General features: G+C 35.6%; 17 protein-coding genes. 11 read left to right on the top strand and 6 right to left on the bottom strand.

Translation table 11 applies throughout. The annotated features are described in order from the left end of the window. Positions 1-11 precede the first annotated feature (11 nt). The 5 genes from LB454_RS13530 (at position 12) to LB454_RS13510 (ending at position 7,410) form a co-directional block, all read left to right on the top strand. Positions 12-1,619, top strand: coding sequence for a BCCT family transporter (locus LB454_RS13530; RefSeq protein ID WP_224465213.1), 1,608 nt, complete (start codon positions 12-14; stop codon positions 1,617-1,619). Positions 1,620-1,624: 5 nt separating this feature from the next. Beyond that, positions 1,625-2,497: a universal stress protein gene (locus LB454_RS13525; protein WP_224465212.1), complete on the top strand. Its 873-nt coding sequence runs from the start codon at positions 1,625-1,627 to the stop codon at positions 2,495-2,497. Positions 2,498-2,506: 9 nt separating this feature from the next. Continuing rightward, positions 2,507-4,216 (top strand): gamma-glutamyltransferase, encoded by a 1,710-nt coding sequence (ggt, locus tag LB454_RS13520; RefSeq protein ID WP_224465211.1) that lies wholly within the window; start codon positions 2,507-2,509, stop codon positions 4,214-4,216. 144 nt (positions 4,217-4,360) lie between these two features. Beyond that, positions 4,361-6,136 carry an AMP-dependent synthetase/ligase gene (locus LB454_RS13515; RefSeq protein WP_224465210.1) on the top strand — a complete coding sequence of 592 codons (1,776 nt, stop codon included), beginning with the start codon at positions 4,361-4,363 and terminating at the stop codon, positions 6,134-6,136. Positions 6,137-6,219: 83 nt separating this feature from the next. Next, positions 6,220-7,410, top strand: coding sequence for an LETM1-related biofilm-associated protein (locus LB454_RS13510; RefSeq protein ID WP_224465209.1), 1,191 nt, complete (start codon positions 6,220-6,222; stop codon positions 7,408-7,410). 80 nt (positions 7,411-7,490) lie between these two features. On the opposite strand, the gene LB454_RS13505 is transcribed toward LB454_RS13510, so the two are convergent. From LB454_RS13505 to LB454_RS13495, 3 genes are read right to left on the bottom strand one after another with little or no spacing between them, the layout of a single operon-like run. Continuing rightward, the gene (locus LB454_RS13505) at positions 7,491-8,345 is read right to left on the bottom strand and encodes a GIN domain-containing protein (protein WP_224465208.1); all 855 of its coding nucleotides are present in this window, start codon (positions 8,343-8,345) and stop codon (positions 7,491-7,493) included. 12 nt (positions 8,346-8,357) lie between these two features. After that, positions 8,358-9,920 (bottom strand): PspC domain-containing protein, encoded by a 1,563-nt coding sequence (locus LB454_RS13500; RefSeq protein ID WP_224465207.1) that lies wholly within the window; start codon positions 9,918-9,920, stop codon positions 8,358-8,360. Further along, positions 9,913-10,257 (bottom strand): PadR family transcriptional regulator, encoded by a 345-nt coding sequence (locus tag LB454_RS13495; RefSeq protein WP_224465206.1) that lies wholly within the window; start codon positions 10,255-10,257, stop codon positions 9,913-9,915. Before LB454_RS13495 ends, LB454_RS13500 begins: the two co-directional genes overlap by 8 nt. A gap of 259 nt (positions 10,258-10,516) precedes the next feature. On the opposite strand from LB454_RS13495, the gene LB454_RS13490 reads away from it, so the two are divergent. The 6 genes from LB454_RS13490 to LB454_RS13465 all read left to right on the top strand — a co-directional run bounded on the left by LB454_RS13490 (position 10,517) and on the right by LB454_RS13465 (position 16,596). Further along, on the top strand, positions 10,517-10,969 hold the full coding sequence (locus LB454_RS13490) for a DUF4442 domain-containing protein (protein ID WP_224465205.1): 453 nt from the start codon (positions 10,517-10,519) through the stop codon (positions 10,967-10,969). Positions 10,970-11,089: 120 nt separating this feature from the next. After that, a complete protein-coding gene (locus tag LB454_RS13485) occupies positions 11,090-11,284 on the top strand; it encodes a hypothetical protein (protein ID WP_224465204.1) in 195 nt (64 codons plus the stop codon). A 90-nt stretch (positions 11,285-11,374) separates the two neighbouring features. After that, complete coding sequence (locus tag LB454_RS13480; RefSeq protein ID WP_224465203.1) at positions 11,375-11,911, top strand: NADPH-dependent FMN reductase; 537 nt, start codon at positions 11,375-11,377, stop codon at positions 11,909-11,911. After that, positions 11,908-13,224, top strand: a complete 1,317-nt coding sequence (locus LB454_RS13475) for an anthranilate synthase component I family protein (RefSeq protein WP_224465202.1) — start codon at positions 11,908-11,910, stop codon at positions 13,222-13,224. The genes LB454_RS13480 and LB454_RS13475 overlap by 4 nt, the downstream gene beginning before the upstream one ends. A gap of 35 nt (positions 13,225-13,259) precedes the next feature. Next, entirely contained in the window at positions 13,260-14,576 is a 1,317-nt protein-coding gene (gene tilS / locus LB454_RS13470) for a tRNA lysidine(34) synthetase TilS (protein WP_224465201.1), read from the top strand. After that, entirely contained in the window at positions 14,569-16,596 is a 2,028-nt protein-coding gene (locus LB454_RS13465; protein ID WP_224465200.1) for a protein-disulfide reductase DsbD family protein, read from the top strand. The genes tilS and LB454_RS13465 overlap by 8 nt, the downstream gene beginning before the upstream one ends. A 43-nt stretch (positions 16,597-16,639) precedes the next feature. Here LB454_RS13465 and lysA read toward each other — a convergent pair whose 3' ends face one another. From lysA to LB454_RS13450, 3 genes are all read right to left on the bottom strand, one after another. After that, complete coding sequence (gene lysA / locus LB454_RS13460; RefSeq protein WP_224465199.1) at positions 16,640-17,845, bottom strand: diaminopimelate decarboxylase; 1,206 nt, start codon at positions 17,843-17,845, stop codon at positions 16,640-16,642. A 263-nt stretch (positions 17,846-18,108) separates the two neighbouring features. Beyond that, positions 18,109-18,831, bottom strand: a complete 723-nt coding sequence (locus LB454_RS13455) for a hypothetical protein (RefSeq protein ID WP_224465198.1) — start codon at positions 18,829-18,831, stop codon at positions 18,109-18,111. Positions 18,832-18,929: 98 nt separating this feature from the next. Next, positions 18,930-19,370, bottom strand: coding sequence for a hotdog fold thioesterase (locus LB454_RS13450; protein ID WP_224465197.1), 441 nt, complete (start codon positions 19,368-19,370; stop codon positions 18,930-18,932). Between the last annotated feature and the right edge of the window lie 55 nt (positions 19,371-19,425).

The following is a 19,425-nucleotide window of genomic DNA, read 5'->3' as shown; positions in this document are numbered from 1 at the left end:
ACTTAAATTTTATGTCTGAAAAAGTTACTAGAAGTGATGAGAAAAAATCGATTTTTGGTCTGGAAGTTAACGGCCCTGTATTTTTTACATCTACAATACTCATAATTATAGGAATTACTTTAGTTCTAATTTTTGATGAATCGGCTGAAGAGTTTTTTGAAAAAGTTCAAACTAATGTAGCAGAATATGGGGGCTGGCTATACGTACTGGCTATCAATGTTTTTCTGGTGTTTGTACTTTATCTAGCGTTTAGCAAATTTGGTAAAATACGCCTTGGTGGTAAAGACGCTGAACCTGAATTTAAAACCGTATCCTGGTTTTCTATGCTTTTCAGTGCTGGTATGGGAATCGGTTTGCTTTTCTGGAGTGTAGCAGAGCCTGTGACTCATTATGGAGCTCCACCCAACGCTGATGCCAATACCGTAGAAGCTGCAAAAGAAGCAATGAATATAAGCTTCTTGCATTGGGGATTCCATCCCTGGGCAATCTACGCTTTAGTTGGGTTGGCACTGGCCTTTTTTACCTATTCCAGAGGTTTACCTCTTACCTTCAGAAGTGTTTTTTATCCTTTTTTGGGAGATAAAATTTATGGACCAATTGGAGACATTATAGATATTTTCGCAGTATTAGCAACTTTATTTGGACTAGCCACCTCACTTGGGTTTGGTGTGCAACAAGTCGCCGCAGGACTGGAGCAAGTTTTTGGTATTAGTAGTGGAACTAATACCCAGGTTTTACTAATAGCTGGAATTACAGCTGTGGCCACCATATCGGTCGTGCTTGGAGTAGATAAAGGGGTGAAAATTCTTAGCGAATGGAACATTAGAATAGCTGTCCTTTTATTGATTTTGGTTTTGATCCTTGGGCCAACTCTTTTTGTTTTTGAGAGTTACCTGGAGAACATGGGTAATTATTTCAGCAGTGTAGTTGAACTATCTTTATGGAATGAAAGTTTTACTGGTGGAGATTGGCAAAATGACTGGACTCTGTTTTACTGGGGATGGTGGATATCCTGGTCTCCATTTGTGGGAACCTTTATTGCTAGGGTATCTAAAGGCAGAACCATAAAAGAATTTATACTAGGTGTATTGATTGTTCCAAGTTTGATTACTTTTTTCTGGATTACAGTTTTCGGAAACTCTGCTTTAGACGCTATTATGAATGGTAACGATGCAATAGCCACAGCGGTAGATAATGATGTAGCCACTGCTCTATTTGTCTTTTTTGAAGATTTCCCATTCACAATAGTTCTAAATGTGGTAGCCATTCTCCTTATTATGGGGTTTTTCATCACATCTTCAGATTCTGGATCTCTTGTTATTGATAGCTTAACCTCTGGAGGGAAAATTGAAGCCCCTGTTGGTCAACGTATTTTCTGGGCAGTTACTGAAGGAGCTGTTGCTGCAGTTCTATTGATTGGAGGCGGCCTCGGAGCCCTTCAAACCGCAGCAATAACCACAGGTCTGCCATTTGCGCTGATTTTACTTTTCATGTGCTATTCCCTTTACAAGGGACTCAAAGACGAAAATAAAAAATATGAAAAGAGAAAAGAAAATGAGCAGAAAGAGGATTATGAGGATATAGTGAGTAATATTATTAAAAAACGAAGTAAAAAGTAACTCTTATGAAGTCAATCAAAAATGTTTTAGTTGGTCTTGATTTGTCATCTATAGATGAACAACTCATCAAGTATAGTTCTTTCTTTTCGGAATTAGCTGAGGTTGAGAAAGTGTATTTTGTGCATAATATAAAGCGTTATGAAATTTCTGAAATTCTTGAAAAAGAACTTGAAGACATTGACCTGGAAGAATTGATTACAGAAGAACTTAAAGAAACCATAGACAAAAATTTTACAGCAGATGTAGAATGGCAAGTTTTAATCTCTGATGATCCTTACACTGAATCACTCATCAGTTACATTGTGAATAAATATAGTATCGATTTACTAGTGCTAGGTAATAAAAACAATGAAAGTGGATCCGGAATTCTTGGTTTTAAATTACTAAGAACCATAAGGTGCCAGTTCTTGTGGGTGCCTTCACGCTCTAACATCAAAATGGATAAAATTTGGATTGGTACTGATTTTTCAAGTGCTTCAAAAAAATGTTTTTCATTCTCGTCTTATCTTGAAACCAAAAAATCAATTCAGATAGAGGCTGTTCATGTCTATAGTTTACCTATCCACTTTTCACCTTATGTGAATAATTCTAAGATAGAACCTAAAATGAATTCCTACATTGATAAAAAACTTGACAATTTTTTAAAAAAAGTAGACTACACAGGAAAAGTTCAGAAATTTAAGATTTTAGGGCGTGAAGCTAATGTAGCTAGCAAGCTAAAAAAAGAGGCCTATAAAAATAATGTTGATTTATTGATAGTGGCAGACAAGGGGTCCAATACTTTTTCAAATCTTACCCTTGGAAGTGTCACTGAAGATTTATTCAATCGAGAATTAAAAATTCCATTACTCGTGGCGAAAGATTATATTGGTGACTAAACCCAAAACATGAAGTTGATCTTTAAACTATTTTCTATACTCTACATTTTTTCCTTTGCCTGGAGCTGCCAAAAAGGAGATGCACAATCAACACGACAAATAAATAAAACCATAATCGCAGATTCTGCGATGGTGGTTTCTGCACGTCAAGAAGCTTCCGAAATTGGTCTTTCCATTTTAAAAAAGGGAGGAAATGCCTTTGATGCCATGATAGCAACAGAAATGGCTCTAGCAGTATGTTTTCCTTTTGCAGGAAATTTGGGCGGGGGTGGTTTTATGGTGTATAGAACTAGTGAAGGAGAAACAGGCGCTTTAGACTATCGAGAGAAAGCACCACTTTCTGCTACCAAAACTATGTACCTCGATGATACTGGAAAACCCAATTCTCAGCTTAGCAGAATTGGAAGCCTGGCTATTGGTGTACCAGGTACTGTGGCTGGAATGTTTAAAGTTCATGAAAAGTTTGGCAGCATTCCTATGTCAGATTTACTTCAACCAAGTATTGAATTGGCCAAATCTGGTTTTGCAGTGACTTCTAAACAGGCTAAAATGCTAGACCAAATGCAATCCTTATTTATGGAAGTGAACAAGGATTCCATTCTATTCTCAGGACAATTTAGAAAAGGGGACAGCATTAAGAATTTAGCTTTGGCTAATACTCTGGAGAAAATTGCCTTAAATGGTCTATCAGAATTCTATGATGGAAAAACTGGACAAACCTTAGTTGATTTTATCTCAAGCCGTGGAGGGATATTAAACGTGAAGGATTTGAAAAATTACGAAGCCGTTTGGAGAGAGCACATTGAAATTTCGTATAAAAATTTAAATGTTATTTCCATGCCACCACCGTCAAGTGGAGGAATTGTTTTGGGTCAAATCCTAAAAATGATTGAGGATTTTGACCTCAAAGCTTTGGGACACAACAGCACTAAATATGTACAAACCCTGGCGGAGGCAGAGCGCAGAGCCTATGCCGATAGAAGTTTCTATTTAGGAGATCCGGATTTTATAGATATTCCTGTAGACAGCTTACTGAGTGAACATTATTCCAAACTACGTATGCAAGATTTTAGTTTTGAGGCAGCAACAACTTCAGAAGAAATTGAACACGGAAAATTTTCGGTAGCTGAAAGTGATGAGACCACCCACTACTCCATTGTAGATCAATTTGGTAATGCCATTGCTGCCACTACCACCCTGAATGGTGCTTATGGTTCTAAGCTATTTTGCAGCGAACTTGGAATTTTTCTGAACAACGAGATGGATGATTTTAGTGCAAAGCCAGGCTATCCTAATATGTTTGGTCTGGTTGGTGCCGAAGCGAATTCTATTGCACCAGGCAAACGTATGTTGAGCTCTATGACACCGACAATCCTAGAAAAGGATGATAAATTATGGATGAGTCTGGGAACTCCGGGCGGCTCCACGATTATTACTTCTGTGCTTCAAACTATTTTGAACGTATATGAGTTTGACATGTCGATGCAGGAGGCAGTTAACGCTCCAAGATTTCACCATCAATGGCTACCAGATGAGATTACGTTTGAAACCATCGGCTTCGAGTCTCAATTATTAGACTCTTTGAAACGCAAAAATTATAGAGTTATACAAAAGGAATCCAAAATTTTGGGCAAGGTCGATGCTATTTTAGTCTTACCCGATGGTAAATTGGAAGCAGGTGCAGATTGGCGTGGAGATGATACTGCTGCAGGGTTTTAATAAAAAAATATCACAACTAATTGAACTCTAAATAACTAAGCCCTTTTTTTAAGATTTTGATAATATTTAGTCGCTTTTAAATTATTTTTTATAGAATTTAAGCGAAATATTTTCTATTTTGCCATAATCAAAATTCAAATACACATGTCATCACTAAAACGCTTGTTTGATTTTCCATATTATCAATTGGAGAACTATAATCTTAAAGACGCACTTGTAACAAAATACGATGGGGTTTGGAAATCCACATCTTCTCAAGAATATGTGAATCAAGTCAATAAAATAAGTCGAGGTCTATTAAGGCTTGGTGTAAAACCAAATGACAAAGTTGCATTGATTTCGACCAACAACAGAACTGAGTGGAATATCATGGACATTGGAATTATGCAGCTAGGCGCTCAGGATGTGCCAATATATCCTACTATCTCTGAAGAAGATTATGCCTATGTTCTCAACCATAGTGAATCTGTACTTTGCTTTGTATCGGATAAGGAAGTCTACGATAAAGTGATGGCTATTAAAGGGGAAGTAGCATCTTTGAGAGATGTATATACGTTTGACCAGATAGAGAATGCGAAAAACTGGACTGAAGTCTTAGACCTTGGTTCAGATGAAAGCAATCAAAGTGAAGTCCAGGCGTTGATGGATAGTGTAACCGAAAACGATTTAGCCACCTTAATCTATACGTCTGGAACAACCGGAAGACCCAAAGGTGTGATGTTATCCCACAAAAATATTGCTAGCAATGCTATCAACAGTTCAACAAGGTTGCCGCTGGACAAAGGAAATGCCAAGGCATTAAGTTTTCTTCCTGTTTGTCATGTTTACGAACGTATGTTGCAATACATGTATCAGTTTGGTGGAGTAAGTGTCTATTTTGCAGAATCTATAGAAACTATAAGTGACAATCTAAAAGAGGTTAAGCCTGAAGTTATGTCTGCTGTACCAAGACTTCTTGAAAAGGTTTACGATAAAATAATTGCCAAGGGTGCTGACCTCACTGGCGTCAAGAAGAAATTATTTTTTTGGGCTGTAGAATTGGGCTTGAAATATGAGCCATATGAACAAAATGGATGGTGGTACGAAACACAATTGAAACTGGCTAGGAAATTGATTTTCGTAAAATGGCAAGAAGCGCTTGGTGGCAACTTAAAGGTAATTGCCTCTGGAAGTGCTGCTTTACAACCAAGACTCGCCAGAGTCTTTAATGCCGCAGACATACGAGTGATGGAAGGATATGGACTGACTGAAACTTCTCCTGTAGTCTCGGTGAATGATATGCGAGATGGTGGCTTCAAGATTGGAACTGTAGGTAAACCTATTCCAGAAACAGAAGTGAAAATCGCCGAAGATGGTGAAATCCTTGTAAAAGGTCCTCAGGTGATGATGGGCTATTATAAAGACAAGCAAAAAACGGATGAAGTTCTCATCAATAATTACTTCCATACGGGAGATATAGGTGAAGTATGCAAAGATGGTTTCCTAAAAATCACAGACCGTAAAAAAGAAATGTTCAAAACTTCCGGAGGAAAGTACGTTGCTCCGCAAATCATTGAAAACGTGATGAAGCAATCCCGTTTTATTGAACAAATTATGGTTGTAGGTGAAGGACAAAAGATGCCAGCAGCACTCATCCAGCTGAATGAAGAATTTGTAAAAGAATGGGGAGAGCGTAAAGGCCTCAATCTAGGTGAAACACTTTCTGAAATGGTAAAAAATCAGGAACTAATTGATCGAATTCAGGAAGAGATTGATTTCCACAATCAGAAATTTGGTAAATGGGAAAAAATCAAAAAATTTGAGCTGACTCCAGATGTATGGAGCATTGAGGAAGAACACCTCACTCCTACTATGAAACTAAAAAGAAGAGTTATAAAGGAAAAATACATAGATCTGTACAATAAGATTTATTCCAACTAGAAAATAAACACTGTGCAAAAGGAGTCTAATTTTAGGCTCCTTTTTTATTTTTACACACTCCTAAAATTAAAGTTACTTTACCTATGAATCCATCAGCTTCAGGTTGGCTTTTAAAATGTTTACATCGCATTGGTGAAACAGATATTCTCTCATTAGACGATCAAGGATTCTACTCTGCTTTGAGATCTACTGGATTCATTTATGGATCAAGTCAGACTGCATTAGTTCCATTGACTCCAAATTTAAAATACACACAGCAAGAACTTGCCAAGATCAATCTACTTGTTGCTTTGGTTTATATAGATCATAAGTTTTGTGAAGACCAGCCTTCGAATGAAATTATTGAAAGACTAGTTAAGTTTTATGAATCGCTTCATGGTCAAAAAGAATATTTGAATCCGATCTTCAAATTTAAATCTAAACCAGAACAAAAGCTTGAACAATTAATTCATAAAAGAATTCAAACCAATGAAGGCTTAATACAAAAGAATTTTAGTCATTTGGTTACCAATGCTTTATTATTTACTGATGCATTGACGTACAGTAAAACATTATCAACTTCTATCAAACCAAGCGAATACGCCAAAACTTTGGAAGGCTTAATTATGCAAACAGTATTTCTAGCTCTGGATCAAAAAACATCTAAGGCTGCCTATGATACACTTATCCTGAAGTTGCTAAAAAGTTCTCTTCGTTATAACTTCCCGGTTTCCAGAGATGTTATAAATACTGAATCTATCGACTTCAAAAGTATTTTGGATAACCTTGGAAACCTATATGTCTTTGACCTGGCCTGCATGGCGGTTTATAGCGATGAAGAAATTGAAATCAACGAATTAAAATTCATGAACGAGCTTGGTTCAGATTTAAACTTGAAATCATCACAAATCAATACTAGCGTTGAGTTTCTCTTTAAATTTGTGTCGCAACACAGAAAAAATATTGCTTATTTTCATTTCAGCAATCCCTTAAATCACTTTTACAAAAAAAATCAAAAAGCTGTCAAACTTTTGTTGACTAGAAATAAAAACCGGCTATATAAGGAGATTGTAGAGAGTAAAGAACTCGTTTATCTTTTATCGCAATCCACTCAGAGAGAGCTGAATGCTGAAGAAAAATCTAAAGCAAAAACTCAACTTTATGATATTTTCAAGAGCATTCCTTCTCTAGCTATTTTTGTGTTGCCTGGTGGTAGTGTATTGCTGCCTATCATCATCAAGTTTATCCCACAGCTATTGCCTTCAGCTTTCAATGAAAATAATGAGAAAGATTAACAGCATTCTAAATAGTGAATCGTGAAAATGATTAAGATTTTGATTAAAGTGATCATGAGCTAAAGATTTAAATAGTGTAATTATTTTAGTTTGATTGATCCTCCAGACTTCGATTTGTTCAAATCTAATCTTCCTTTTGGCTTATTAAAATAATAGATATCTCCTCCACTACTCACTGTAGCCGTTAAATCTTTAATAGGATAAACCGAAATCGATGATCCAGATGATGCTTTTGCAGTGACTTTGTCGGATTCAAACCCTTTTGAATTGACACTAGAGCCACTGGAGGTTCTCACTTCCAAACTGGATGTACTTCCTTTCAAAATTACATCAGATCCTGAGGAAGACTCAACCCTGGTTGAAATAGCATTAACTTCTAAATTGGCTGATGAACCACTAGAGGAATCAACAAGCAATTCATCCAAACTTAATACTAAATCAACATCAGATCCGCTTGAAGTTTCCAGGTCTAACGACTTTAATTCTAAGTCTAAAGTGACTTCAGATCCGCTCGATAGATCTAATGTGAGGTTATTAAAACTTAAACGCTCTGGAGAAGTAACTTCCGTACCACTTGAAACTTTTAAAAGCTCAAGTTTTTCAGTAAAGTATAATGTAATTTGTTTAGCATCTGCACTAGAAATCTGCTTTTGTGAACCAATTATCAATCTACCAGATTGATTTTCGTATTCAAAAACTTCTAGTAAGTTTTCATTTGCTTCCACAACCATATAATTGGATGTAGCTGGCTCCAAAGAAACCTCCCAGCCACGTTGAAGGACAAGTTCTGTAAAGTCATCCAGAACAATTTGCTCTGTAATCACGTCGCCGGTTCCATTTATTTTATCATTGCTGGTCAAAGAACTGATAGAATACGAACATCCAAGTAAAAGCAGGCATAAGCTTAAGGCTACGGAAATAGTAATTGTTTTCATGTGGTTTAGTTTTTAGTTGATAGATTTGTTTTTATAAATACTGTCTAATGGTTTCCAAATATTCTCCTCATAACCCAAATAAGTGTTATAGTCTGATCTCTTAAAATTTCTTATTCTACTAAAATCCATAAGATTCTTATCTAAATAAATAATCTGCTGCTCAGGAATATAAACTGTAATTTCAACTTTTACCTTTTGCTTTGCAAACTCTGGAGTAGTAAGAAAATAGTTGTCCAGTTTCAAAACTGAATTTTCCAATTTGTAATCGTATTCTATTAAAGAAGCTCTTTCTCGTGCTAGATTTTCGCTTGAACCGAAGCCTTTTTTGGTGACTCTCACTTTCAATTCATCATCATTGGAAGTTCTAAAGTTTACGTAAACATTTGAACTATACAATTTTGAAGAGTTTGTATCGTCTTTCACAATTTTCTGTTGCCTTCTTTGATTTATGTTTTCATCAAACATCAAATTAGGATTCATTTTGACTCTCAAAGTATCAGTAGTTGCTATATTCAGAGCACTTACCTCTACAACTTCGCCATCATAACTAACTTCCAGTTGCTTTTTGATGCCCAAAGTTGTGATCACAATCACACATAGAATCCAAATTCCCATCAAGGTAATGTGGCTTATTTTTCCAATCGACTTTAGATTAGAGAACAAAAGTTTCAAACTCAAAATGAGCAGGTAAAAGAAAGGAATCGCTGCTGTAAGAAAAAACAAAATGACCTGAATCCAGTAAGGAATACCCAGAGAAAAAAGTTCCATCTTATTGAAATCTCCAAGTTCAAATACAGATATGGTTCCAAAACTGAACAGGAATATTAATAAACCAACCAAAACTAAACTAGAGATAATCAAGAGAATGACACCTAGAAATTTGGATATAAATACCCCTATAGCTTTGAGTACATCTCCTAAACCGTCAAAAAAGCGAGTGAGCCCAGACTTGGTTTGCTGACCATACTTATCATAATCAATACCTCCCACTTTATCCGCAAATTTAGAATAGCTTTCTTTTACTTTTTTTTCAATATTTGTCAGATTAACTGGCTCGCCTTGCATATCAAGTTTTTGAGATGTTGTATTGGCTGCGGGAATAACAATCCATAATATGATATAGATAGCCACTGTTGCACCAAAAGAAAAGAAAGCAGATGCGACCCAAATCAGACGGATAAGAAAAGTGTTAAGCCCGAGATAATAATTAAGTCCAGCTGAAACGCCACCTATATAATTTCGATCTATGTCACGATATAATTTTCTGGAAGGTCTAAATTTGGATGAATTGCTAGTAGGTTCCTCCTCATCATCAATTTTGTAAGCCTCAGGTTCGCCCATAATGGCGATCATATCATTTACCTGGATGCTATTTACAACCTGATTTTTATGAGCCATAGATTCTGTAAAAAGCTCAGCAATTCTTGCTTCAATATCTTGAAGAATTTCGTCCTTACTTTCTTCTTTAGCCAAATAAGTTTCTATGGCTTTCAAGTACTTATCCAATTTTATAAACGCATCTTCATCGATATGAAAAAATACGCCTGCAAGATTAATGTTGATAGTTTTATTCATCGTTAGTTTTATTTTTTGAAGTAATTTTTGTCACTGCATAGTTCAATTCCAACCAGGTTTCAGAGAGTTCACTTAGAAATTCCTTCCCCTCGTCGGTAAGGCCATAATATTTTCGAGGTGGACCACCAGTAGATTCTTCCCACCTGTAGGATAAAAGCTTTGCGTTTTTTAGACGAGTCAATAGCGGATAAATTGTCCCTTCAACCACCAGCAGTTTTGCAGATTTCAAAGTCTCAAGGATTTCAGCTACATACGCATCATCATGACTAAGCACCGATAGTATACAGTATTCCAAAACTCCTTTACGCATTTGGGCTTTCGTATTTTCAATTTTCATAGTTTCCTTTTCAAATAATCTTAAACAAAGATATATCTTTTAAACACTACTTTGCAATACATAGTAATATAATTTAATATTTTGTTAACATATAACTGCCCTCAAAAATAATGGTAGAATAAGGCTGAAGTCAATGAAGGATAGAGGTTAAACACTATTTTTGGATTTGAAATAGCTTTTAAGTTTTAAAGCAAATTAAGTTTAAAAATGATACTGAAATCAAATAAATGACTACATTGAGTCTTATAAATTGAGTAAAATGAAACTGACACCATCTAAAATCAACTTGTTTTTATTTTCTAAACTACCTTCAGCGTGGCTATGCGGTGTGAGACTAAAAACACTAAATGAAGAGGCTTGTACAACTACTGTAACACATAAATGGATCAATCAAAATCCATTTCACAGTATGTATTTTGCTGTACAAGCCATGGCAGCTGAGTTGAGCACTGGAGCTATTGTGATGAAAGAAATTAAAGAAAGTGGAGAAAAAATATCGATGCTGGTTCAGGAAAATTCTTCAGCATTTCATAAGAAAGCAAAAGGGAAAATCACTTTTATTTGTGAAGATACTGAACTAGTAAAAACCAATATTAAAGATTGCCTATCATCACCCGATGGGCAAAAATTTTGGATGACTTCCATTGCCAAAAATAATAAAGGGGAGGTTGTCTCGGAATTTAAATTTCAGTGGACTATAAGAAAGAAATAAATTAATAATAATTATTGATTTATTTAATGACAAATATCATAATATATACCCCTAAAAATTGTTATATTTACATAAATATTTTGAATGACACATTTCTACTTAATTTTAAAATTTTGAATCATGCCAAGAGCAATGTTTGAGTACACTAAAGAAATTTTGAAAAAAGTAAGTTTTGATCCCAACTTATTTTGCAAAGAATTAAAAAAAGCTACCGAATGGCTTTTGCCTTATGAAATTGAGGAATTGAAAGATTTTATAGGAAATCTGATGCAAAAGAATCCATCATTACAACAGTGTTTAGTCTATCTTGATTGATAGAAAACTTTAAGTAAAGTTGAATCCATTATTTCAGGCTATGAAATAATGGATTTTTCAATTATATGTACCTTTACTTAAAAAAGTAAAATGCCAAAAATTATAGCCTTCACAGGATCTAATTCTGAAACCTCAATCAACGACCAACTCTTAAAATACGCCCTAAAATTTATAAAAAAGTCAGAGGTTCAATACATCGACCTAAAACCACTCAGTGTTCCTATATATTCTGAAAAAATCGAAAAAGAGTCTGGAGTTCCTCATGATATTCAAGAACTCGTATCACAAATCAAAAGCGCAGACGCTCTTATTGTGGCAGTGAATGAACATAATGGAACTATGTCTGCCTTTTTTAAAAATATTACAGATTGGCTATCTAGAAGCGATGCTCAATATTTACTAGATAAACCAATTTTCTTACTTGCCACTTCACCTGGAGCTGGTGGAGCAAGATTTTGCTTAGATTACACCACTACCAACTTTCAAAAGTTTGGAGGAAAAATTGTTGACAAATTCAGTCTTCCTCTTTTTGGTGAAAATTTTAAAAATGCAAAACTAAGCCATGATTATAGTACTAATCTTGAGTCGTTAATTACGAATTTCGAAAATGAAATAAAGCAGGCTTGAGAACTATAAAGACATTTCAAAACACGTCTACCCAAGAGAACTTTAAACAAAAACTTCTTCAGTGGGGAAACCAATTTGAAGAAGTCGTTTTCCTGGATTCCAACCAAACTGAACATTTATACCAGGAATATGAAGCTATTCTTGCTGTTGACGGCTTCACTGCTATAAAATCTGATGACGACCTTGCTTTTGAAAAGCTGGATGAGTTTCAGACCACAACTAAAGACTGGCTTTTTGGATACTTGAGTTATGATCTAAAAAATGACACAGAGTCTATCAGTTCCAATAATAAAGACCAGCTTCAATTTCCAGAGCTGTATTTCATTCAGCCCAAAAAAATATGGCTGTTTAAGGATGATATTATTGAAGCGCATTATCTGACGTTGGTAGATGATGAAATAGACAATGATTTTGAGTCCATTTTGGCAACTGAGTTATCTGCGAGAAATGAAGATATAACCCAAACCTTTACATTTTCTCCAAGATGGCAGAAGGAGGAATACGTTTACAGAGCTAAACAAATTTTGGCGCATATCCAGCGTGGAGATATCTATGAGGTCAACTTTTGCCAGGAATTTTACATAGATCAAATCAACTTTAGCCCTTTACCAACTTTCAATCATCTCAATTCGATTTCAAAAGCGCCTTTTTCAAGTTTTTTAAAATTTGAGCACTATCATGCACTTTGCGCCAGTCCAGAGCGATTTTTAAAAAAACAAGGCCAGAAATTGATTTCACAACCCATCAAAGGAACTGCAAGACGTGGGCAGGATAAAACTGAAGATGAGCAGTTGAAGTTTAACTTGAAAAACGATCCCAAGGAAATTTCCGAAAACATTATGATCGTAGATTTAGTGAGAAATGATTTATCCAAAACTGCAATTAAAAGCTCTGTTGCTGTGGAAGAACTTTGTGAAATTTATTCTTATAAGCAAGTCCACCAACTGGTTTCTACACTAACTTCGGAAGTCAAGACAGACTACTCCGTGGCCGAAGTTTTAAAATCTTTGTTTCCCATGGGAAGCATGACCGGAGCCCCAAAGCGATCGGCAATGGAAATTGCAGAAACCTACGAAACCACCAAGCGTGGTCTCTACAGTGGTGCCATCGGCTATATCACACCAAATAATGACTTCGATTTTAATGTTGTTATCCGGTCCTTGCTTTACAATTCAGAAAAAAAATACTTGTCTTACATGGTTGGTAGTGCCTTAACATCTATGGCAAATCCTGAACAGGAATATGAAGAATGCCTCTTAAAAGGAAAGGCGCTACAATATGTTGTTAATGCTACAAGAGTTACAGAGAAATAAAGCAATAAAGCTTAATTTTGTGCTTTTTGACATAAATGCTAAATCGTTTCCAAAACCATATTGAATCTGAATTCCCAGAGTTAGTCTCCAGTCCATTTATCATTGCCATAAGTGGTGGGATAGACTCTGTAGTTTTGGCACATCTGTGTCACTGTTTGAAATTAGATTTTGCTTTGGCACATTGTAATTTCAAACTAAGAGCAGAAGACAGTGAACTGGATGCTGAATTTGTTGAAACGCTTGCAAAAACTTTAGAGTGCAGACTTTTTAAAAAAGATTTTGAAACTGAATTGATAGCTAATCAGCAAAAAACATCCATACAGGTTACCGCCAGAAACCTGCGCTACCAGTGGTTTCAAGAATTGATTCAAACTACGCCTCACTCCTACTTACTTACTGCTCATCATCTGAATGACAGCCTGGAAACTTTCATTATCAACTTGAGTAGATCAACTGGAATAAAGGGGCTAACAGGAATCCCGAGCCAAAAGGATTACATCCGCAGACCGCTTTTAATCTTCAGTAAAGAGGACCTCAAGAATTATGCGCTAGAAAAAAATATCAACTGGCGCGAAGACAGAAGCAATGAAAGCACAAAATACCTAAGAAACAAAATAAGACATCACCTTCTTCCTGAGCTTATAGACTTGGATGCTAGGTTTCTAGAAAATTTTGACTCAACACTTAAAAACCTAAAACAAACAGATGCTTTAGTAGATGAACTTTCTGAACTGGTGTCTTCTAAAATCACCACAACAAAAGGGAATCAAAAAGAAATTGACATTTCGGGACTAAAATCTTACAAAAACACCAAAGCCATACTCTATCAATTGCTTAAAGACTATGGGTTTTCAGAGTGGAATGATGTATATCATTTGCTTGAAGCCCAAACGGGAAAGCGGGTAGAATCTAACACCCATCAACTCGTAAAAGATAGAAAGAAATTGATTTTATCTCCAATTTCAACAGAGGACTTTCAAACCATTGAAATCTGCGAAGACGACTTTTATGTGGATTTAGGAAGTTTTAAATTAAAACTTTCAGAAGTAAAAAAGTTAGGCAGTTTTGGTCCTAGCGTGGCTTATATTGATAAGTCCAAACTTAAGTTTCCCTTAAGTTTAAGATCTGTAGAAAATGGGGACTATTTTTATCCGTTTGGAATGAAGGGTAAAAAGAAACTAAGCGATTTTCTAAAGGATGAAAAAATAAGTCCACATTTGAAGTCTGAACAGCTCTTATTATGCAATGGTAATAACGATGTACTGTGGGTTTTGAATCTAAGAACGGATGAGCGCTATAAGGTAGAACCCTCTACTAAAAACATTCTCAAAATTGAAATTTTAAATGATTAGATCTTACCTCCTATTTGTTTTTCTATTGACCCTTTCAATGCCAAGTTGGGCTCAATTTGGATTTGAACAGCAAGATAATTCTGAAAATCCATCCAGCTGGGAAGCTTCAGTCGTAAAAAAATCTGACAGTATTTTTACTGTTATCATTTCAGCGAGCATTGACGAAAGCTGGCATTTACCATCCCAAATTGAGTTGAAAGAGGATGAAAATGGTCCTATTCCAACAGAGTTTAACTTTGAATTTGACACAGATCGTTTAGAAAAAATAGGTTCTACACGAGAACCAGAAGGCATCACCAAGTTTGATGAAATCTTCAAGACCGACCTAACTTATTTCGAAAATGAAGTCACTTTTGAGCAGGATGTTAAAGTAAAAGCAAAAGAAGCAACGCTCGATCTTGAGATCCTTTTTATGATTTGTAATGATGAAATGTGCTTACCACAAGATCAACAACGCTTCAGTTTTACTGTAGAAGCATCTAAATTGATGCTGACAGAAACTAAAGCGATCGAGGTAAAAAGCAAAGACAAAAGCTTAACCGAAGCCTTAAAGCTAGACCTCAAAGGTGAAAGCGAGTTCAAAATGAATTCCGAAGAAGATCAAGATAGCAATTTTACTATTTTTCTTTTAGGATTTGTTGGTGGGCTCATCGCTTTATTGACGCCCTGTGTTTTTCCTATGATACCTTTGACAGTTTCATTTTTTACAAAAGGCGCAAGAACCAAGAAATTGGGGCTTATCAATGCGATCATGTACGGAGCTTTTATCTTTTTGATCTACCTTTTACTCAGTTTGCCCTTTCACCTTATCGATTCTGTAAACCCCGAAATTCTCAATAGCATTTCTACAAATCCTGTTTTGAATGTTGTGTTTTTTGTCATTTTTCTAGTCTTTGCCTTTTCATTTTTTGGCTATTATGAAATCACATTGCCTAATTCCTGGAGCAGCAAATTGGATCAAAAAGCAACGAGTGTTGGAGGGATTATTGGTATTTTCTTCATGGCACTCACGCTTGCGCTAGTTTCATTTTCTTGTACTGGACCAATATTAGGCTCACTTCTTGGAGGATCGCTCACCGCCGATGGCGGAGCCACAATGCTAACCTTCGGTATGGGTGGTTTTGGACTAGCACTCGCCTTACCTTTTGCCTTGTTTGCATTGTTCCCCAATTGGTTGAATTCTTTACCCAAAAGTGGTGGCTGGCTAAATACTGTGAAAGTGGTTTTAGGCTTTCTCGAACTTGGCTTGGCTTTCAAATTTTTATCGAATGCAGACTTAGTCGAACACTGGGGTATCTTGAAAAGAGAAGTGTTTTTAGGAATATGGATCCTCATAGGATTGGCCATGGTGCTTTACCTTTTTGGCAAAATCAGATTTCCACACGATAGTCCACTTCAAAAATTGAGTAAAGGAAGACTAATTGTAGGAGTTCTTACTTTAGCGTTTGTAGTTTACTTAATTCCTGGGCTCACCAATTCTTCTCATGCCAATTTAAAATTGCTTAGCGGCTTTCCTCCTCCACTGTTCTACAGCCTTTATGAAAAGGAAACTGATGGCCCTCTTGGACTGAAAGCTTATAAAGATTTTGATGAAGGTTTGAAAGCTGCTAAAGCAGAAAACAAACCAATTTTGTTAGATTTCACTGGCTGGGCTTGCGTGAATTGTAGAAAAATGGAGGAACAAGTTTGGAGTGTTCCAGAGGTGTTTAAAATCATTCAAGATGATTACATACTGATTTCGCTTTATGTGGATGATAAAGCCAAATTAAGTGAAGACGAACGTTTCAATTTTGAGCGTAAAAATGGATCAGTGAAAAAAATCCGAACCATTGGTGATAAATGGGCCACCTTTCAGACCTTGAATTTTAGGAACAATTCCCAACCTTACTATGTGCTTCTGTCTGATGACTTAGATGTTTTGAATGAAACCATCGCCTACGAACCTTCATACAGAGCTTATTTAAGTTGGTTGGAAACGGGACTAGAAAATTATAACAACAAAAAAGATAGAACTGATTAGTTCTATCTTTTTTGTGTATTGAAATATTGAAGTTGACTTTGACTTATAGAGCGACTTCAAGCTGATTCCTTACGATATCTTCAAAAGTCTCTCGCTGTCTGATCAGGTGAGCCTTACCTTTGTGCCAAAGCACTTCTGGGGGTCTAAATCTTGAGTTGTAATTGCTCGCCATGGAATAACAGTAAGCCCCAGCATTTTTAAAGGCTAGAATATCGCCCTCACTTATTTCAGAAATCATTTTGTTGTTCGCAAACGTATCGGTTTCGCAGATATATCCAACTACCGAATAAAATCGCTTGTTGCGTTTTGGATGCGAAATGTTGATAATGTCATGTTTAGAACCATAAAACATTGGGCGAATCAAGTGATTGAATCCAGAATCGATTTGAGCAAACACAGTTGATGTGGTTTGTTTTACTACATTTACTTTGGCTAAAAAGAAGCCTGCTTCACTCACGAGAAATTTTCCAGGCTCAAAAGCTAAAGTCAAATCCTTACCGTAAGATTTACAAAATTCATTGAAACGCTTGGTCAATTTAGACCCTAATTCTTCAACATTAGTTTCTATGTCACCTTCATGGTAGGGTACTTTGAAGCCACTACCAAAATCTAGAAATTCAAGATTTTTGAATTGTGCAGCGGCATCAAAAAGAATCTCGGCTGCGTGTAGGAATACCCCAATATCCAGAATATCACTTCCTGTATGCATGTGGATGCCATTAATAGTCATCCCTGTATTTTCAACAATTCTCAACACATGAGGCATTTGATGAATTGAAATTCCAAATTTAGAATCGATATGACCCACAGAAATATTGGTGTTCCCGCCAGCCATCACATGTGGATTGATTCTAATACAAACTGGAACTTTAGGGTGTTTAGCTCCAAATTGCTCAAGGATAAGTAAATTATCAATATTGATTTGAACGCCAAGTTCTACGGCTTCTTCCAACTCTTCCATAGAAACACCATTGGGTGTGAATATAATTTTGGCAGGATCGAAACCAGCTGCTATGCCCAATTTCACTTCCTGTATAGAAACCGTATCTAAAGCACTACCTAATTGGTTGAACAATCTAAGTATACTTAAATTTGATAAAGCCTTTACGGCATAATGAAGACGCAAGTGTTTGACCTTTTTGAAAGCTTCCGTTAAGCGTTTATACTGATTGGTGATTTTTTCTGAATCATAAACATAAACGGGGCTACCAAATTCTTGAGTAACTTTTAAAAGGTCTGCGTGTGTCATTAGTTTTAAAATTTTAAATAAATAATGTTATACCGATTAGGATTTTAATTCGGCTAAAATAGTAAAGATATATGAATAAGGAATTAAGCGATTAGCTTAGATTTTAAAGCACATTTTTTCAGAGCCTTATTGCGTTTATGCTTTAAAAACTTTGAGAATAAAGCTTTCTTAGTATTAAGATTATAAGACTTAAAAAGAAACCCGCAAAGTTTAGCGGGAGTAAATTGTTGATATATAAATTGTAAAATGATCATGTTTAAGTATTAAGCGTTATAATATTTACTTCTCCAGATGGCTGTACTGAAATTCTTACCCTTAGCAAATCCATAGTATAATGCTATACCGCCAATCCATTTGAACATAAATATGAAAAGTAAAAAGAATTCAGTTGTCAAGTTATCTTCACTCATGAAAAAACCATTAGGAACTAATAGTGTGCATACTAAAGCTGATAATAACACAAAAAACATGAAATTTTCAAAAGTCTTGAATGGCCACATCATAAGTCTGCGAAATGGACTTAAGTCATTTCCCCACTTATGAATCAAATAATAGTAATCGTTACCAATTGGTGCGAATAGCAGTGGATCATCAGCATTTTCCAACTTAAATAACTTGGAAGGTGCCATGATTTTAAAGCCTTTTAAATTAGTTTCATGCTCTTCTTCTAAAGTTTTAATTTTAGAAATTGCCTCATAAGGTAATTCACCTTTGAAATATTTGGAATCCAAAAATCTGAGTCTATAGTTGACACAAATTTTTTCAATTTGGTCTATATGATAAATTTCGCTTGACTGAAGTTTGTCAAAATCGAAGGTATTGAAATCTGCAGAGTCACCAGAATTTACTTTGTCTAAGATTTCTTCATTTCTATCATCAACATTTTTAAGAACTTCATGAACCTGCTTCAAAATGTCTTCGTTGGAAGTTGTTTTGAATTTTGCTTTATTCAGCTGTGTTTTAAGGTTTGTTCTAGGAAACATCATATATCTTTTTCAACATTCGATATAAAAGTAATAAGTAAGTTAAGTTCAAACAATAACTGTTCAAAAATTTAACACCTATTAAGTATAAATTGAAGTAGCTAGTGTTTTTGATTCAATCGTATAAAATTGTAAACTGCTCTTCCTTCTGCAATTGGCAACTGTTCAGGATCATTTTCTAAGTAACATTTCATATTAGCTACAAAAATCCTTGAACCTAATCTTAGCGTTCTTCCTTCCACGATGATAGACTTTGCATAAGCTGGCGATAAAAAATCTACCCTTATATCTATGGTCGCCATTTTATCTTTGATAGTGCTCAAATGAGTTCCACCTACAATTCCACCCACAGAGTCCATCACTGTCGTAATAATCCCACCGTGCCAGCGGTTGGAACGTATATCCCCCACTACTTCAGCTCTGAAAGGAACTTTTACTTTCACAAAGTCCTTTTCGATATGAAGCAGCTTCAAACCCAAAAACTTGTGAATAGGGACAAGCTCTTCAATCATCTTTTTTACAAAATCGTCCTGTAAATCCATTACATCTAATTTATAAAAACAAAAATCCCAGAGCTATGAAAAGCTTGGGATGAAA

It is taken from the genome of Psychroflexus montanilacus (assembly GCF_020164535.1).
In the GTDB taxonomy this organism is placed as follows: Bacteria; Bacteroidota; Bacteroidia; order Flavobacteriales; family Flavobacteriaceae; genus Psychroflexus; species Psychroflexus montanilacus.
This window is presented reverse-complemented; position numbering and strand designations above follow the sequence as displayed.

Excerpts from the sequence above, each read along its gene's own strand:
- LB454_RS13530 (WP_224465213.1), top strand. The coding sequence starts at position 12 with ATGTCTGAAAAAGTTACTAGAAGTGATGAGAAAAAATCGATTTTTGGT.
- LB454_RS13525 (WP_224465212.1), top strand. The coding sequence starts at position 1,625 with ATGAAGTCAATCAAAAATGTTTTAGTTGGTCTTGATTTGTCATCTATA.
- ggt (WP_224465211.1), top strand. The coding sequence starts at position 2,507 with ATGAAGTTGATCTTTAAACTATTTTCTATACTCTACATTTTTTCCTTT.
- LB454_RS13515 (WP_224465210.1), top strand. The coding sequence starts at position 4,361 with ATGTCATCACTAAAACGCTTGTTTGATTTTCCATATTATCAATTGGAG.
- LB454_RS13510 (WP_224465209.1), top strand. The coding sequence starts at position 6,220 with ATGAATCCATCAGCTTCAGGTTGGCTTTTAAAATGTTTACATCGCATT.
- LB454_RS13505 (WP_224465208.1), bottom strand. The coding sequence starts at position 8,345 with ATGAAAACAATTACTATTTCCGTAGCCTTAAGCTTATGCCTGCTTTTA.
- LB454_RS13500 (WP_224465207.1), bottom strand. The coding sequence starts at position 9,920 with ATGAATAAAACTATCAACATTAATCTTGCAGGCGTATTTTTTCATATC.
- LB454_RS13495 (WP_224465206.1), bottom strand. The coding sequence starts at position 10,257 with ATGAAAATTGAAAATACGAAAGCCCAAATGCGTAAAGGAGTTTTGGAA.
- LB454_RS13490 (WP_224465205.1), top strand. The coding sequence starts at position 10,517 with ATGAAACTGACACCATCTAAAATCAACTTGTTTTTATTTTCTAAACTA.
- LB454_RS13485 (WP_224465204.1), top strand. The coding sequence starts at position 11,090 with ATGCCAAGAGCAATGTTTGAGTACACTAAAGAAATTTTGAAAAAAGTA.
- LB454_RS13480 (WP_224465203.1), top strand. The coding sequence starts at position 11,375 with ATGCCAAAAATTATAGCCTTCACAGGATCTAATTCTGAAACCTCAATC.
- tilS (WP_224465201.1), top strand. The coding sequence starts at position 13,260 with ATGCTAAATCGTTTCCAAAACCATATTGAATCTGAATTCCCAGAGTTA.
- LB454_RS13465 (WP_224465200.1), top strand. The coding sequence starts at position 14,569 with ATGATTAGATCTTACCTCCTATTTGTTTTTCTATTGACCCTTTCAATG.
- lysA (WP_224465199.1), bottom strand. The coding sequence starts at position 17,845 with ATGACACACGCAGACCTTTTAAAAGTTACTCAAGAATTTGGTAGCCCC.
- LB454_RS13455 (WP_224465198.1), bottom strand. The coding sequence starts at position 18,831 with ATGATGTTTCCTAGAACAAACCTTAAAACACAGCTGAATAAAGCAAAA.
- LB454_RS13450 (WP_224465197.1), bottom strand. The coding sequence starts at position 19,370 with ATGGATTTACAGGACGATTTTGTAAAAAAGATGATTGAAGAGCTTGTC.